Genomic DNA, 15,370 nt, shown 5'->3' with positions numbered 1-15,370 from the left:
TAAGATATCCTCCATATCTATGTATAAACAGTTAAAATGTTTCCATTAAAAAAAGACCCACAATGTGAGTCCTCAACTTTAATTTATAACAAGTCTTCTCCAACTTCCCAATCCATTGGACATAATCCACCAGTTTGAAGCGCTTGTAACACTCTTAAAGTTTCATCAACACTTCTACCAACATTTAAGTCATGTACAACCGAGTACTGTAATACACCTTCTGGATTAATGATGAATAAACCTCTTAATGCAATACCCTCTTCTTCAATTAGCACACCGTAATCATCAGATACTTTCTTAGTCATATCAGATCCAAGTGGGAAGTTAATCTGACCTAAAGAACTGTTGATCCATGCTTTGTGAGAATGCTCAGAATCCACACTTACACCTAATACTTCTGCACCAAGCGACTTAAACTTTTCAATTTGCTTAGAGTAGCCTGTAATCTCTGTTGGGCATACAAATGTAAAATCTAAAGGATAGAAAAATAATACTAACCACTTACCTTTGTAATCTTCTAGCTTAATTTCTACAAACTCTTTTCCATCACCTGTTGCAGCGTTAAATTTGAAATCTGGTGCTTGTTTTCCTACTAATCTACTCATTTATTTGTCCTCCATTTGGTTGTTATTTATTAGTTCATAAACATCATAACCTAACTGATAATCGTTGTCAATACACTTTTGTAATCATTACAGTTTAATTTATAACATTATATCCAGTTTATAAAATCGTCTTTTTTAACGAACTTACAAGGAAGCATATAAACTATATTGTCTGATTCTGTCAAGTTATCGACCTCCTCAGCTCTTCGATACGTAAATTATAATATATAGAATATGACCTTAATCCAGAAAAATAAAAATGTGTTATCACATCTTGATAACACATTTTAATCATTTAATTAAACGATATTTGCCAATCAAAGGCAATTCTTTTTCATTCTCATTGATGCTGTTAACAATCCCCATAATAAATAGTATCAAGCAGAACAAACCACCCAGAGGCAAAATAATCAACCATCCTATTACGGGTATTATTGCACCAATTACATTAACGGCAATATAAAGAATCAGCAAAATCAAGGACTGGTTAGCATGAAACTTATAAGTCTGATTTTCACTATCAGCTAATAGTGGTGCAAAAAAGATCAAGTATGCTAATGCGCACAGCCATTTGTTGGTTTCTTTTTTCTTTTCACTTCTTACATTTTCCATAAGATAATCCTCCCTATACTTTTACTTTAACAATAACTAAAGAAAATATCTTAATCCTCAAGTAACTGATTTGTAGTTACAAGTCATTAACAAACCATGTTTAATCCAACCAAAATGGTCTATGCTCACCATCATCTATGCTGGTTTCCCCATAATCATATATTTTGTAGGAATTTTTAAAATCCTTATTATAAACAGTTTCATCAAAATCACCATATGAAAGCGTATAATCCGTTTTGTCCATGATAGAATCAAGATTTTTGGGATCCTCAATATAATAGGTTTGAATACTAAGAATACCAAAGTCATCAAATTGATATTCATAGACCTTATACTGCTCACTAACACCTATGTTTTCAGGATTGTATAAGGCAAGCGTATCATAAGTTGCAAACAGAATTTCCAAGGCATTAATATCAAAGAACTTGTCTTCATCAACACTACGTCCATAGGCATCTGCTTCTTCAGAGGTGTCACATATCCTATAAAATAATCCGTCTCTCATTGTCCTGATGACATAACCATCCTTTTCAATCCGATAAACAGGATCAATCAGTTGCCCAAGTTCATAACTTCGATAAAAAATCTCAATCAACTCTTTTTGATTTTCTGACTCATTTAACAACATTATCATATCATTTGACTTCACAAACATACGATCTAGAGCTATTTCAAAGCTTCTTAAGTAACCTCTATTCATATAGTTATCTTTGGTTAAATCTTGATAATCTATATCTGGAGGCGTTAACATTTCGTCTGAAATATCCACATCCAAACTTTCAGTAAGAGTCATCTCAAATATGAGTTTTCCTGCAAAATCAAAATGTCGTTCATTTTCAATGATCCCTGTTTTTATATTGGTCAAGCGTTGAATCATTTCTTTAGGTGATAAGCTTTCTTCAAACCACATAGGTTGACCATTTATATCGACAGTGATTTTTCTTACAATGTAAGTTTCATCCGGATAATCAAATGGATGATAAGAAGGCTTCTTTGGTCCATACAGATTATTGTAATTTACGAAATAACCCGCTTTATTAGTTTGACCATTATGAGTCAACCAGTCAATTTTGTATAAAATATCATCTATAAAATAATACTGGTAGTTTTCATTGTCATTAACTTTGACTTCTTTGTAGTAATTTACACCTTTTATCCATACAGTTTCAAACCTGTCTGAGTAATATTTTTCCTTGTTGTTCCACGAGTATTCCTTGACATAATAATTAAGCTTTTGACCACTGAAACCTCTATGATCGAAAGCATTCAGTCTCAAGACATCATTTTCTTTATTAGTGTAATTTGATACCTTATAACTGTAATAAGGAGTATCATCTATATTTAACCCTTCAAAGTTAAAGTCAAAACCATATTCAAGAGGATTAAACTCAACGCTAATTGGGCCAGAAATGAGCTCGTTTACCTCAATGTCTCTTTCAAGATTTTCAACCATCCAGAAACTAGAAGTCACTCTACCATTTTCGTCTCTTATTTTGCTCTCTTTTTTCATGACCATATGCGTCCTTTTATCAAACCAGAAAATCACATGATAATCTTTTGCTGTAAGATGAATATCTACCAATTCATCATCTGGAGTCGATAAATTATAGGCTGTTATCTTATCAAAATGCGGTCTACACTTGTTGATTTGGTAATCAAGACTGTAAATATCATCTCTTAAGGCATAGCCATCTTCTTCCCACATTAAAGAATAATCGTCTAACGAAAAAACTTGTGTCACATCGCTTTCTGATACATATATTCCTTCTATATCGAGCCCTTCTAGATCATCGTTTAAAAGCATATAGGTATTGTCCTCATAAGTTTCATACCTATAATACGAGACATACATTGAAAAGTCATCTGAAAACTGAACTTCTTCAAACAACTCAAATCTTGATGATACTGGCCTTAGAGGACTTGTATCAATTGATGTCAAATCGAAATCCTGTCCTTGGTAATCTGTAAAATCAGACAAATTACTATCTATTGTAGTAGCTTCATTTATATCTTCTATGGCAAGTTCAGATTCAAAAAAATCCACATGTGTTTGACCATCTTCAACATGTATCCGAACTGTTATATGCTTGTCATTCATACGTCCTGTCAACTCTGCAGTCTCATCTACTTTCATAGCATAATAAAGACGCGTTCCTTCTAGCAATTCATTAAAATAAAATAGGACGTCATCAAAACTTTCCAAAGTTGTATAGGCTAGCGAATACAAAGGTTGATCGCTTTCATGACTAATGCTTTCAGGAAAATATTTTGCTAAATTTCCAACATCACCACTTATAAGCTTAAAGCCATCCTCATCAAAAATATATTCAACTTCTTGTTCAGTATTCACTTCTACCACACCAGTTTCATGAGAACCTGACAAACTTTGAGTTGCTTCCTGTGCAACATCGATCAAATCATCGCTGTTTACTGACAGTTTATCTGTAATTTGATCTAAGTCAGTTGCCTGACAAGCTACTAATGCAAACCATAACATAAGTAATATAATTTTTTTAAACATTTCAGACTCCTTATCTTCATCTAATAACAGAATAAGATTCATCACTTCTAATATCTATATCCAGACGTCATAGATTCAGTTCCTGAAGTCACAAAAAGACTGGTTTCCCAGTCTTTTAATTAATGTTTTACGCCTTCACTCGCATAGATAGAAAGTTCGTCACCTTCTCTTGCAACGATAACCGTACACCCATCATAAATCACATTCTTTAAGTAAAGTTCTGCAATTTCATCTTCAATGTAGGTCTGTATTGCTCTTCTAAGCGGTCTAGCACCATATGTGTCACTATAACCTTTTTCTAAAATGAAGTCTTTAGCCGCTTCTGAAACCTTCAGTCTCATACGCTTTTCATTGAGTTCTAGTTCAACTTCATTAATCATCAGATTAACAATCTCTCTAAGAACATCTCTTGAAAGCTTATTAAAGACAATAACCTCGTCGATACGGTTTAAGAACTCAGGTCTAAAGTACTCTTTTAAAGCAGATTTTATAGCTTCTTTTGTTTCAACTGCCTCCCCTTGTGAGAAGCCCATAGTTAAGGCTTTTGTTTGCGTACCAGCATTAGAAGTCATAATGATAACCGCGTTGTCAAAGTGAACAGTTCGACCTTGATTGTCAGTTAATCTACCATCTTCTAAAATCTGAAGCAAGACATTAAATACATCAGGATGTGCCTTCTCTATTTCATCAAGAAGAATCACTGTATAAGGTTTTCTTCTAACGATATCTGTAAGTTTACCACCTTGATCGTAGCCAACATACCCTGGAGGGGCACCTATAATTTTAGATACTGAATGCTTCTCCATATACTCTGACATGTCCAGTCTAACCATCAAGTCTTCAGAACCAAAGAGTTCTAAAGCAAGCTTCTTAACAAGTTCAGTTTTACCAACACCTGTTGGTCCAACAAAGATAAATGAAGCCGGTCTTTTGACCTTCTTAAAACCAACTCTGTTTCTTCTGATTGTTTTAGAAATACTCTTTATGGCTTCATCTTGACCTATAACTTTACCCGAAAGCCTTTCTTCAAGTTGAAGCAGCTTATCTGTTTCTTCTTCAGTAATTCTTTGAACAGGAATCTTTGTCCAAGCTTCAATTACATAGGCAATATCTTCTTTTGTTAACTTGGTTTGAGTACCAGATTGCTCCAGTTCAAAAATCTTTTGTTCTATGTGAATAATGTCAGAACCTATTTCAGCTGATTTTTCAAAATTAGCCAGTTCATCATACTTGTCCTTTTCTTCATGTAACTTATTCAATTGATCTTTTAAAGCCATGATTTCTACTAAGCCTTGGTTCTTAAGATTGGCTCTAGAACCAGCCTCGTCTAAGACATCAATGGCCTTATCAGGTAAGAATCTATCTCTAATGTATCTAGAAGACAAGTGTACACATGCTTCTATAACATCATGATCAATTGTTACTTGATGGTAATCTTCATAGTAATCCTTGATACCCTTGATGATTTCAATAGATTCATCAAGGGTCGGCTCTTCTACAACAACCGGTTGAAAACGTCTTTCAAGTGCTGCATCCTTTTCGATGTGTTTTCTATACTCATCTAAAGTTGTTGCACCTAAAATCTGAATTTCACCTCTAGCAAGTGCTGGTTTTAAAATATTGGCAGCATTCATAACACCACCCTGTACTTCACCTGCACCTACAATGTTATGAAGTTCATCAATAACTAAAATAACATTACCGAGGGCTTTGGCCTCTTCGATGATTCCTTTCATTCTAGATTCAAACTGACCTCTAAAATGTGTACCAGCTACTATTGCTGTCATATCTAAAAGGTAAATCTCTACGTTAAATAATTTTGTTGGTACTTGCCTTTGAGCAACTCTTACTGCAAGACCTTCTGCGATAGCGGTTTTACCAACACCCGCCTCACCAATTAAGACCGGATTGTTTTTACTTCTTCTGTTAAGAATTTGAACCACTCTATCAATCTCACGATTTCTACCAATGATTCTATCTACTTCAAAATCTCTAGCTTTTTGAGTTAAGTTTGTACCATATAACTCAAGGTTTTTCTTAGATTTCTTTTTCTTCTTTTTCTTTTTACCAGATGTTTTACTTTCAGTTGAGCCTTCTGTCGAACCTTCACTTACACCGATTTCTTCATCAATAATCGGTGGCTCGTCGTCAAGATACTCTTCTTCCATGTCTTGAGATTCCATAAGCATTTCCATCATTTGCTCTGGACTTTCGATGTCTTCTAAATCCATGTCCCCCAGTATATCATTCATACCAGCTGTCATATTCTTTATTTGATCTATACTCATGCCTGTTTCTTTAATCATCTGCTCAACACCTGGGATGTTTTTCTTATGAGCACATTCTATACATAAAGCTTCAGACACAGGTTTTCCATGTTCCATCTTTGATAAAAAGATTACGGCAACATTCTTGTTGCATTCTGTACAAAGTTTCATATTCCTCACTCCATTTTTGCCTATTAGTTATGTCATTATATCACACCTAAATGAAATATAAAGGTGATTTATTCTTTCTTAATCATGAAAGCGTATACCTAATTCTTTTAAAAATAATTTATTGTCATGACCATCCTTAAAGATGAGGGATACCTTTTTTATATCAATAGATCTATCATCTTCTATAAACCATTTTATAGGAATTTGATGTGTCTGTAAAATAAGCTCATGGTTATTTACATCTTCTATAAAGAAGAGTTTAGCCAGATTGATGTCTATTTTATGTTGTATTTTTGAGAACTTATCCAAAGATACTTGGTGGATATGACCATAAGTATCTTCAATTTCAAGCCATAAGTTTAAGAGTTCATCATTGTCTTCTGAGGCATCTGCAAGTGTTAGATAAAGGTAGTCGTCCGCACTTACTTTTAGAGGCTCTTTAAGTTCAATATTATACTGGCCTGAGCTGGAATAGCCTAAGTAAGCTCCATAAACATCTGATGATTTACCATCTAACTTCATGGCGCCTTCTGACCATTTAGAAAGATTAGCTGATATTCTTGAGTGATTTAACCCTGTCTCAATGTAGTGGTCTTCATTGTAATTGACAAGATCCACACATGAACCATCATAGTAGATCGATTGATAAAGTGTCTCTGGTAAGCCATCAAATACCTTTAAATTCATAAAGCCTTGTCTATAATCCTTATTTTCTTTTAAAGTAGCTTCTAAAAAATTATATACCAGCCTTGAGGCAATTTCTTCCTGCACCTCTCGCTCTAAAAGCTGGGCTGAATTGTGAAGAAGGCCGCCCAAAGATGAATTATCAGATCTTAACCAAGACTGATTAAAGTAACCATGGTTGGCACCATATATAGAGACCGCCGATTTGAAGCGATCAGTTTCTTCATAAGAAATACGTTCATATTGATTGATTCCCGCCATATAAGAAACATCCATATCATGCATACCTTGTAGGAGCAAATAATTGACATCTTTTAGCTCAACTTTTCTACCTGCAGGTTTGTACTGAGAATCCGTCGGCGCTATGGATACAATGGATTTTATCTCAAAATCTTCATCAAAAGTTTTATTTGAGTTATTAGGTAGATAGTTCAACTCATTAAAGTACCTTGCGATAGCCACCGCTTCACCACCTCTCGAGTGGCCAATAAGTGCTATCTGGTCTGAATCAATCCTATTATAAAATGGCGACGTATCATTATTGGATTCTTTTAACAAGTAATCAAGATGCTCTAAGAGTACATAGGCTCTTGCATCATTTTCAGAACCCAGAGAATGTCCTAAAAGTTCTGAATCATAAGTAGAAAAGTTAAGAAAATTCTCATCAACAGAGACCACAATATAACCTCTTTCAGCCAAATATCTACCTAAATAGCCATATCCGTCTTCTGAATCATGCGTCATTTCATGATTACCATGGACTATTAAAACAAGAGGATACTGACCGACTTCATCAGGCATGTAATACATGCCATTTAAAGGGACGTTATAAACATTAAAGCCCACCTGCTTTTCTCTAGCCTTATTCCATTTAGATAGAAAGTAAGCAATGCTGGTCGTTTCAGAAACACGTCCTTTTATATCGTATTTTTCTAAATAGTCCTCATTACCATAAATGCCTTCATCAACTTGATAAATAGGTTTCATTTCACCAATAGCAAAATCTGTCTGAAGACTCAAATAGGCATTCTCATAAGAGGGCTCTAGCCCATTCCAAAAGAACATCATAACAAGTAAAGATGAGCTTAGTATAAAAATCACCCTAACAGGCCAAACTATCCAGTGTTTATGTTTGTAAACCAATCTGTATATCAGATAACCCAGGCTCATAAAAAACAAGGGTATGACAAGAATAGCCAAGATATTGCTACGCTCAGCTCGATTCGAGTCAAACATGATATAAAGCATGGCTATCACAGAGCCAAGATAAAATATAGTGGCTGAAGGTAGCTTCTTAATGAAATCCATTAAAAATATACCTGCAAAAGACGCTAAAAGAAGTCCTAAAATAGTTACCACTAAAGCTATTATCAGATCAAGAGGTCTTCTATGACCAAATGTATAAATAATATAGCCTGAATAGACCATCAGTGTTACAAAAAATACAGGCTTGATGATAAAGGCAACTTGTTTATTTGTTTTAAATTTTGATTTTATATCTTCTAGTAGTTTTTTCATATCACACCTCAGCTTATTATACCAAAGCTCAGCATTTATTTGAATCTAAAAGAAAAGATTGAGCATAAGCCCAATCTACCAAAAGTTTTCTAATTTTACACCAAGTCCATCTGCAGTCCTGTTGACATATGCATAATAGGCCACAATCTGATTGATGTCTAAAATATCAAGATCAGAAAAGCCTGCTTTTCTCAACATCAAAACATCTCCTTCTACCATATGTCCAGGTGTTAGTGTCAGTTTTTCTGCATATCTTAACATGATTTTATCTGCTTTAGAGATATCAGCAGACTTATAATCTTTTTTTATAGCTGTAAGTAAGTCACTGCTTGACGCCTTGCGAAGACCTTCGCTATGATGGGTCGTTCAGTATTCACAGGCGTTAAGAGTAGAAACCAAAACACCCAGCATCTCTCTTTGAGCTTTTGAAAGGTTACCAGGACCTCTCATTAATTCCTCATACATCATCAGATGTGCTTCTAATGTTTTAGGATGAAGACTGTGTATAGACAAGATGTTGTCAATATCGTCATCGGTTTCTAAAACATGGTCATAAAGGTCTTTTAAGTCACCTTCTGCTTCTTCTTTTTTTATCACTTTAATCCAAGCCATAATGCCCTCCTATTTAATTCTACAACAAAAACAAGTTTATTTGAATTATGCGTTTACTTTAAACCATTATATGATAGAATATTAGGGATTATATTTGGAGGTCATCATGACATTATTAAAAAACAAGAAAGCTTTGATTCTTTCCATATTAGCACTATCTCTACCGGCAATTATCGAAATGGCTCTAAATACTATGCTAGGTGTAGCAGATACCATTATGCTGGGACAATTAATTGATTCTAGAGCCATCATTTCAGTTGGTTTTTCAAATCAAATAGTCTTTCTACTTATATTTACCTTTTCATCATTTAACACAGGAGCAGTTGCCCTTATATCAAGAGCTTATGGTGAAAAAGATTATGAAAAACTCAAGCACATAGCTGAGCAGAATATGCTGTTAAACCTCATAGTAGGTGCCATTATATTGGTTGTGTCTTTTCTGATAAAAGATTCAGTATTTGGCATTTATGACATTGAACCAAAAGTCTATAAGGATTCAGTTACCTACTTTACAATCATACTTTTAGGCATCATACCAATGTTTTTATCTTTTTCATTTGCAGCCATCTTAAGAGGCTCAGGTGATACAAAAACACCTATGTATGTTACAGGTGTGGTAAATATCCTAAATATTATCGGTAACTACGTCTTGATTACAGGTTTCGGACCATTTCCTGAAATGGGTATAGCTGGTGCAGCTTTATCAACAAGTATCTCAAGAATCATAGCCACATGTATTTATATTTACAGATTGTATATTAGAGACAGTCATTTAAAACTTAGATTTAAACTCTTCTTTGACAAGAAGATCATTAAACCTCTTTTTAGAATTTCTTGGCCTGGTGCCATTGAACAGGGCTTGATGCAGCTATCTTTTGTTGTGATTGGTGTTATTGTTGCCAAACTCAACTCAGATTCAGAATCACTCTTTAGGATTCTCATTCAAATCGAATCACTGTCATTCATGCCAGCAGTTGGTATTTCAATTGCAGCAGCAACCCTCGTTGGTAAATCACTGGGTGAAAAGGATGTCGATAAGGGTACTGAAACAGGTTTTGCATCAGCATTTATGGGTGTTGCCTGGGGCATATTCATGGCAATTGTCTTTATGCTGATACCTGAGCTTTCAATTAAGGCATTTACGACTGACCAGGCCATCGTACTTTTAGGCGTGCCTGTCATTCCATTTTTAGCCCTTAATCAACCACTTCTTAACTTTATGATTGTTATGGGTGGTGCATTAAGGGGTGCAGGTGATACAAGAAGACTCATGTACTATACAATTGCTAGATTGTGGTTGTTCTTTATTCCATTGTCATTCTTATTCATCGTCATCATAGGATCTGGTGTTCAAGGTGTATGGTATGCTGAAATTGCATCCATTGCCTTCTTCTCATTCATCATATATAGACGTTTCAATTCTAAGAAATGGGCATCTATAAAAGTTGACTAAAAAATTAAGTCCGCTCGGTTGAGCGGACTCTTTTTATAAACTTTGTAATGCTTTTGGATATGAGTTTAAAACTTCGCAACCATCCTTAGTCACTAAGACAACATCTTCAATTCTAACACCGAACTTGCCTTCTAGGTAAATGCCCGGCTCAATTGTAAAGGTCATGCCTTCTTCTAGAACCGTTTCACTAACGCCAGAACAATCTGGGAACTCGTGAACTTCAATACCAATACCATGTCCTGTTCTATGTGTAAAGTAATCGCCATAGCCTGCATCTGCAATTACTTTTCTACTGGCATCGTCTACTTGATAAATCTTAATACCCGGCTTTACTGCAGCAATACCTGCTAAATTTGCCTCAAGGACCAAATCATAGACTTTCCTATATTCTTCTGTAGGCTGACCATAATAAAATGATCTGGTCATATCTGAACAATAACCATCTGTACGACCACCCATATCAATTAAAACTGCACCTTCACCTGGCATGGTTTCATTCGAATCATGATGTGGTACAGCACCATTTTCACCATAACAAACCGATGGCGAAAACGATACTTCATGGGTCTCTAATGATTCATAAAAAGTTGGAATCAACTTCTTTAATTCAATTTCTGAGTATTTCTTTTCTCTTAAGGCAGCAACAACTTGCTCCATAGCTTGATCATTAACCTTTGATGCATGTTTCATACGTTTAACTTCATCTGCATCTTTCATCATTCTCGGTGTATCTACAGAAACAGAGCCGATTTCAATTGTTAAATTCGGCACCTTCTTCATCAAACGCACAAGAAAATGCGATGGCCATTCTTTATCTACACCAAAGTTTCCATCTATTAATAGCCCCTTTAGGATTTCTACAGGATCTTGAGTATCATCGTAAAAAAGCACTTGAGTATCTAAATGTTTGGCACTTGGAAATAAAGCATTGGCAATCATGGCATGTTTGCCTTCCTTGTTGATGTACAAGGCTAACATTCTTTCACCCGGATGAAACATTTGATCTAACAAGTAATACAACGAGTTTGGTGCTGTTATGATAATTTGATCTAAGTTATTCAACTTCATCTGTTCTAGAATTCTATTTAGTCTCGATTGATTCATACGGCCTCCTTAAAAGGTTGTTCTAACTCTCTTTTTACTTTAAACAATGTCCAAATAAATAGCGAAACAATCACTATCCCTTTTAGTATACTAGAAATGGAGATAGACCACCATACACCTTGCAAAGAAAGTACCGTTGATGACAAGTATAGGGCCAAAGGAATTCTTAAGAAGTTAAAGACCGTTGAGTTAACCGCTGGATACATGGTTTTACCCAGTCCGTTAAAGGCGCCATTGGTTACGATCTCAATACACATAAAGAGCTGTGATACACCTAAAATCTGAAGATATATAACCCCTTCTTTTAGAGCGACTTCTTCATTGATAAATATCCTAAAGAGTGGTTCAGCAAAGTAAATCAAGCCAAATGTCGTCATCAAACCAATCACTGTCATAATGATTAAGGAAATTCTGTAACCATACTTGATACGGTCATATTTACCTGCACCATAGTTTTGTCCAACAAAGGTAGACGTTGCTGTTGAAAAACCTGAAGCCGTCATCCATGATACAGATTCTATCTGACTGCCAACCTTCTGGACTGCGATGGCAACTGCACCCCAATCAGCAATGATTCTAGCAATAATCATTGCAAAGATGGTAAAAAGCATAGATTGTAAGCCAGCCGGCAAACCAATCTTTAAGATGCGTAATACTCTGTCCTTATTGGGCTTGTTAAAGATATGAAGCCCTTCAAACATATGAATATCTTTATTTCTTCTGATATAGAAGATAAAGACTAACGTTACTATCATTTGAGCTGTTACAGTAGCAATGGCCGCACCTTTAACACCTAATGCTGGAAATGGTCCTAGACCAAATATCAAAAGAGGGTCAAAGATAATGTTAAAAACAAGACCAATGGTGTTAATTGCAAAAGGCACACCACTCTTACCATAGCCATTGAAAATAGCCGTAAAGATTGGATTTAAAAAAGTAAAAACAAATCCAAGAGCAACTATGCCCAAATAACTGACAGCCATTTCTACAACATGTGCTTCTTTGATATCAAAGAAAGCAATCATCTGATCTTTAAAAAGTAAAACAATTATCATAAAAAACAGTGACGAAAAGAGTGTCATCTGTAATACATTTTGAACCGTTTCTTTTGTTGCATCCAAGTCTTTTCTACCAACACTCTGGGCAACCAGCACTTCAGCACCAATTCTACATAAGAATATGATACCCATAGAAAACCACATATAGAAACCAGCAGTGCCTACAGCTGCTGTTGAAGATGAACCTAACTTACCAATCCATATCATATCGATTAAGTTGTATGCCATCTGAACGAAGGATGTACCCATGATAGGTAATGCTAAAAATAGAATGGATGTAAATATTCTATCTTTGGTTAAATCGTTTTTGTTATTCATTTCGCCCTCCTAAATAATTACCCAATACAGATTATACACAAGGAATGACTATTATACAACAAAAAAAGACACGAATCGTGTCTTAAGATCCTTCATTCACTAACTTGTCACTTGGTAATCGTAAGAATACAATCAAACCAATAATAAAGAGTGGAATGATAGCTAGTATGGAATAACGGCCATTGCCTGTTATATCAGCTGTTAGAGACATCATAAAAGGTCCTAGTACTGTTGCAAACTTACCATTGATGTTGTAAAAGCCAAAAAACTCATTGGATTGCTTTTTAGGCACTAACTTGGCGAAATAGGATCTAGATAGCGCCTGCATACCACCTTGAGCAGAACCAATCATAGCACCTAGAATAAAAACATCTGTTATTGAGTTCATATTAAAAGCATAAATGGTCGCAATGATATAGGTAACCATCCCTATAATAAGCATGCGTTTTGATGAATACTTTTTTGCAAGTATGCCATACAATATAGCACATGGAAAAGCAATGATTTGAACAATTAGAAGGATGCCTAACATGGCAAACATATCCATGGAATCTGCACCTAACACAACTTGAGCATAAGGTACACACATTTTTATAATAGTACCCACACCATTTATATAGAAGAAATAAGACAACATAAAGATTGCAATAACCTTATGTTTTCTAATCTCTCTAACTGTTTTCCAGATTCTTTTAAAGCTATTCTTAACTGGACTAGGTTCTCTTTCTATGTAATGAACTTGCTTGACATGTCTAAAAAACGGAATTGTAAAGAGGCCCCACCATAATGCTGTGATTAGAAAACTCAGTTGATAACCAAGAATTTCATCTAAGCCTATTAAGGCTATAATCCCAAGAGAAATGGCAAAAGGAATAACACTGGCGATATAACCCCAAGCGAAACCATTTGAAGATACCTTGTCCATTCTTTCGTTAGATGTAATATCCACCAAGAAAGAATCGTAAAATATATTTGCACCTGAAAAGCCGACTACAGTCAGGACATAGAATAAAATCAGCATTTGCCATACACCAAATGGTACAAATGTAAGGGCTGCTGTAAAGAAAATCCCCAGTATGGCAAAGAAGGTAAAGAAACGTTTCTTAGTATCCTTATAATCCGCTATGGTACCTAAAATCGGGCTTAATATAGCGACTATAATACTTGCTATAGAATTAAAATAACCTAAATCCATGGAATCACCTGCTTTAAACATACCAAAATACACTGGCAGCAAGGCTGTTGTAATGGCCATAGAATAAGCCGAATTACCACAATCATAGAGAATCCAGCTGATTTCTTGCTTATTAAATTTCATAATTATCCCCTTTTTTTATTTTATATCATAATTATAGCACATAAAACCTTATAACCTGTTATAATCAAGTTAAGAATATTTAGATAATTTGAAAGGAGTCATTATGCCTGACGTTTTAACTCACATGGTATGTTCTGAAGAAACACTCAATCATTTAAACGAGGACATTAAAGAGATTTTAATTAATAACAAGCATATATACCATCTTGGTGCTCAGGGACCCGATTTGTTTTTCTATTACAAGCCCCTATCAGGTGGCGAAGCAAAAGACATTAGAGACTATGGATCAAAACTTCACCAAGATGGCATCAATGATTTTTTCTTAGCTGGTGCCAATAGAATCAAGCATGCCATTGCAGCCGATCCCATAGGATTCTTTAAATCAGAGAAAAAAGATACTGCACTACATAAAGAGTTTGCCTACATATCAGGTTTCTTTAGTCACTATGCCATGGACACCATTGGTCACCCATTTATATTTTACTTTTCTGGAGTAGATTCTGGCTACAATCATAAATACTTTGAATGTATACTAGACACCCTTATTTCAGATATCTATGACGGTAAGAAGTTAAAGGTTCACAATACCGGTAAAGCCATTGAACTTACAAACTCAGATAATAAACTCATCAGTCTTTTTCTTTCAAAGGTTGTAAGAGATTCACATAAGATCAGTGTTAATGAAGAAATCATTTCAAAATGTATAAAAGATATGGGCAGAACTTTAAAGGCCATGTATGATCCAATGAAAATTAAAAGACATCCTTTTAAATGGATTGATAAAATAAAAAAAGCTGATGGCAAAATAACCACAGCAACATTTCCTGCTAAGTTTGACCCTAAGGTGGACCACTTAAACATCCAAAAGAAAGAGTGGTTTCACCCTTGTGATGACAATCTTGTTTATAAGACAAGTTTTCTAGAACTCATCTCTAGCGGATCCAAACGATCAAGTGATTTAATCAAGGTTTTATCCTATTACATGATCAATACTGTCACAGAAAAACAGTTTCTTGATAAGATTGGTAATCTCAAGTACGATACTGGTCTAAATTATGAATGTGAAATGAAAAATGATAACATCATTGTTCATTATAAGTAGAAAAAACTCCTTTGGGAGTTTTTTTAC

11 protein-coding genes are annotated in these 15,370 nt (G+C 34.9%); 2 read left to right on the top strand and 9 right to left on the bottom strand.

The window, feature by feature from the left end; all coding sequences use genetic code 11:
• Positions 1-83 precede the first annotated feature (83 nt).
• From EZV73_RS04525 to EZV73_RS28775, 6 genes are all read right to left on the bottom strand, one after another.
• Positions 84-605, bottom strand: a complete 522-nt coding sequence (locus EZV73_RS04525) for a peroxiredoxin (RefSeq protein WP_240838715.1) — start codon at positions 603-605, stop codon at positions 84-86.
• 291 nt (positions 606-896) lie between these two features.
• Positions 897-1,217, bottom strand: a complete 321-nt coding sequence (locus tag EZV73_RS04520) for a hypothetical protein (protein WP_240838713.1) — start codon at positions 1,215-1,217, stop codon at positions 897-899.
• 100 nt (positions 1,218-1,317) lie between these two features.
• Positions 1,318-3,738 carry a hypothetical protein gene (locus EZV73_RS04515; protein WP_240838711.1) on the bottom strand — a complete coding sequence of 807 codons (2,421 nt, stop codon included), beginning with the start codon at positions 3,736-3,738 and terminating at the stop codon, positions 1,318-1,320.
• Positions 3,739-3,857: 119 nt separating this feature from the next.
• The gene (locus EZV73_RS04510) at positions 3,858-6,176 is read right to left on the bottom strand and encodes an ATP-dependent Clp protease ATP-binding subunit (RefSeq protein ID WP_240838708.1); all 2,319 of its coding nucleotides are present in this window, start codon (positions 6,174-6,176) and stop codon (positions 3,858-3,860) included.
• Positions 6,177-6,254: 78 nt separating this feature from the next.
• Positions 6,255-8,378 carry a hypothetical protein gene (locus EZV73_RS04505; RefSeq protein ID WP_240838705.1) on the bottom strand — a complete coding sequence of 708 codons (2,124 nt, stop codon included), beginning with the start codon at positions 8,376-8,378 and terminating at the stop codon, positions 6,255-6,257.
• A 75-nt stretch (positions 8,379-8,453) separates the two neighbouring features.
• Positions 8,454-8,990, bottom strand: a complete 537-nt coding sequence (locus EZV73_RS28775) for a peroxidase-related enzyme (protein WP_305037106.1) — start codon at positions 8,988-8,990, stop codon at positions 8,454-8,456.
• A 106-nt stretch (positions 8,991-9,096) separates the two neighbouring features.
• On the opposite strand from EZV73_RS28775, the gene EZV73_RS04490 reads away from it, so the two are divergent.
• A complete protein-coding gene (locus tag EZV73_RS04490; RefSeq protein ID WP_240838697.1) occupies positions 9,097-10,443 on the top strand; it encodes an MATE family efflux transporter in 1,347 nt (448 codons plus the stop codon).
• A 33-nt stretch (positions 10,444-10,476) separates the two neighbouring features.
• On the opposite strand, the gene EZV73_RS04485 is transcribed toward EZV73_RS04490, so the two are convergent.
• From EZV73_RS04485 to EZV73_RS04475, 3 genes are all read right to left on the bottom strand, one after another.
• Positions 10,477-11,547 (bottom strand): Xaa-Pro peptidase family protein, encoded by a 1,071-nt coding sequence (locus EZV73_RS04485; RefSeq protein ID WP_240838695.1) that lies wholly within the window; start codon positions 11,545-11,547, stop codon positions 10,477-10,479.
• The gene (locus EZV73_RS04480) at positions 11,544-12,923 is read right to left on the bottom strand and encodes an MATE family efflux transporter (RefSeq protein ID WP_240838692.1); all 1,380 of its coding nucleotides are present in this window, start codon (positions 12,921-12,923) and stop codon (positions 11,544-11,546) included. The genes EZV73_RS04485 and EZV73_RS04480 overlap by 4 nt, the downstream gene beginning before the upstream one ends.
• An 82-nt stretch (positions 12,924-13,005) precedes the next feature.
• Complete coding sequence (locus tag EZV73_RS04475) at positions 13,006-14,241, bottom strand: MFS transporter (RefSeq protein WP_240838689.1); 1,236 nt, start codon at positions 14,239-14,241, stop codon at positions 13,006-13,008.
• Between the two features lie 103 nt (positions 14,242-14,344).
• Between EZV73_RS04475 and EZV73_RS04470 the strand changes: the two genes are divergently transcribed.
• Positions 14,345-15,343 carry a zinc dependent phospholipase C family protein gene (locus EZV73_RS04470; RefSeq protein WP_240838686.1) on the top strand — a complete coding sequence of 333 codons (999 nt, stop codon included), beginning with the start codon at positions 14,345-14,347 and terminating at the stop codon, positions 15,341-15,343.
• Positions 15,344-15,370: the final 27 nt, after the last annotated feature.

Source organism: Acidaminobacter sp. JC074, assembly GCF_022496765.1.
Lineage (GTDB): Bacteria > Bacillota > Clostridia > Peptostreptococcales > Acidaminobacteraceae > JABXKX01.
Note: the sequence above shows the minus strand (reverse complement) of the source record. Positions and strands in the feature narration are given on the sequence as shown.

Excerpts from the sequence above, each read along its gene's own strand:
- EZV73_RS04525 (WP_240838715.1), bottom strand. The coding sequence starts at position 605 with ATGAGTAGATTAGTAGGAAAACAAGCACCAGATTTCAAATTTAACGCT.
- EZV73_RS04520 (WP_240838713.1), bottom strand. The coding sequence starts at position 1,217 with ATGGAAAATGTAAGAAGTGAAAAGAAAAAAGAAACCAACAAATGGCTG.
- EZV73_RS04515 (WP_240838711.1), bottom strand. The coding sequence starts at position 3,738 with ATGTTTAAAAAAATTATATTACTTATGTTATGGTTTGCATTAGTAGCT.
- EZV73_RS04510 (WP_240838708.1), bottom strand. The coding sequence starts at position 6,176 with ATGAAACTTTGTACAGAATGCAACAAGAATGTTGCCGTAATCTTTTTA.
- EZV73_RS04505 (WP_240838705.1), bottom strand. The coding sequence starts at position 8,378 with ATGAAAAAACTACTAGAAGATATAAAATCAAAATTTAAAACAAATAAA.
- EZV73_RS04490 (WP_240838697.1), top strand. The coding sequence starts at position 9,097 with ATGACATTATTAAAAAACAAGAAAGCTTTGATTCTTTCCATATTAGCA.
- EZV73_RS04485 (WP_240838695.1), bottom strand. The coding sequence starts at position 11,547 with ATGAATCAATCGAGACTAAATAGAATTCTAGAACAGATGAAGTTGAAT.
- EZV73_RS04480 (WP_240838692.1), bottom strand. The coding sequence starts at position 12,923 with ATGAATAACAAAAACGATTTAACCAAAGATAGAATATTTACATCCATT.
- EZV73_RS04475 (WP_240838689.1), bottom strand. The coding sequence starts at position 14,241 with ATGAAATTTAATAAGCAAGAAATCAGCTGGATTCTCTATGATTGTGGT.
- EZV73_RS04470 (WP_240838686.1), top strand. The coding sequence starts at position 14,345 with ATGCCTGACGTTTTAACTCACATGGTATGTTCTGAAGAAACACTCAAT.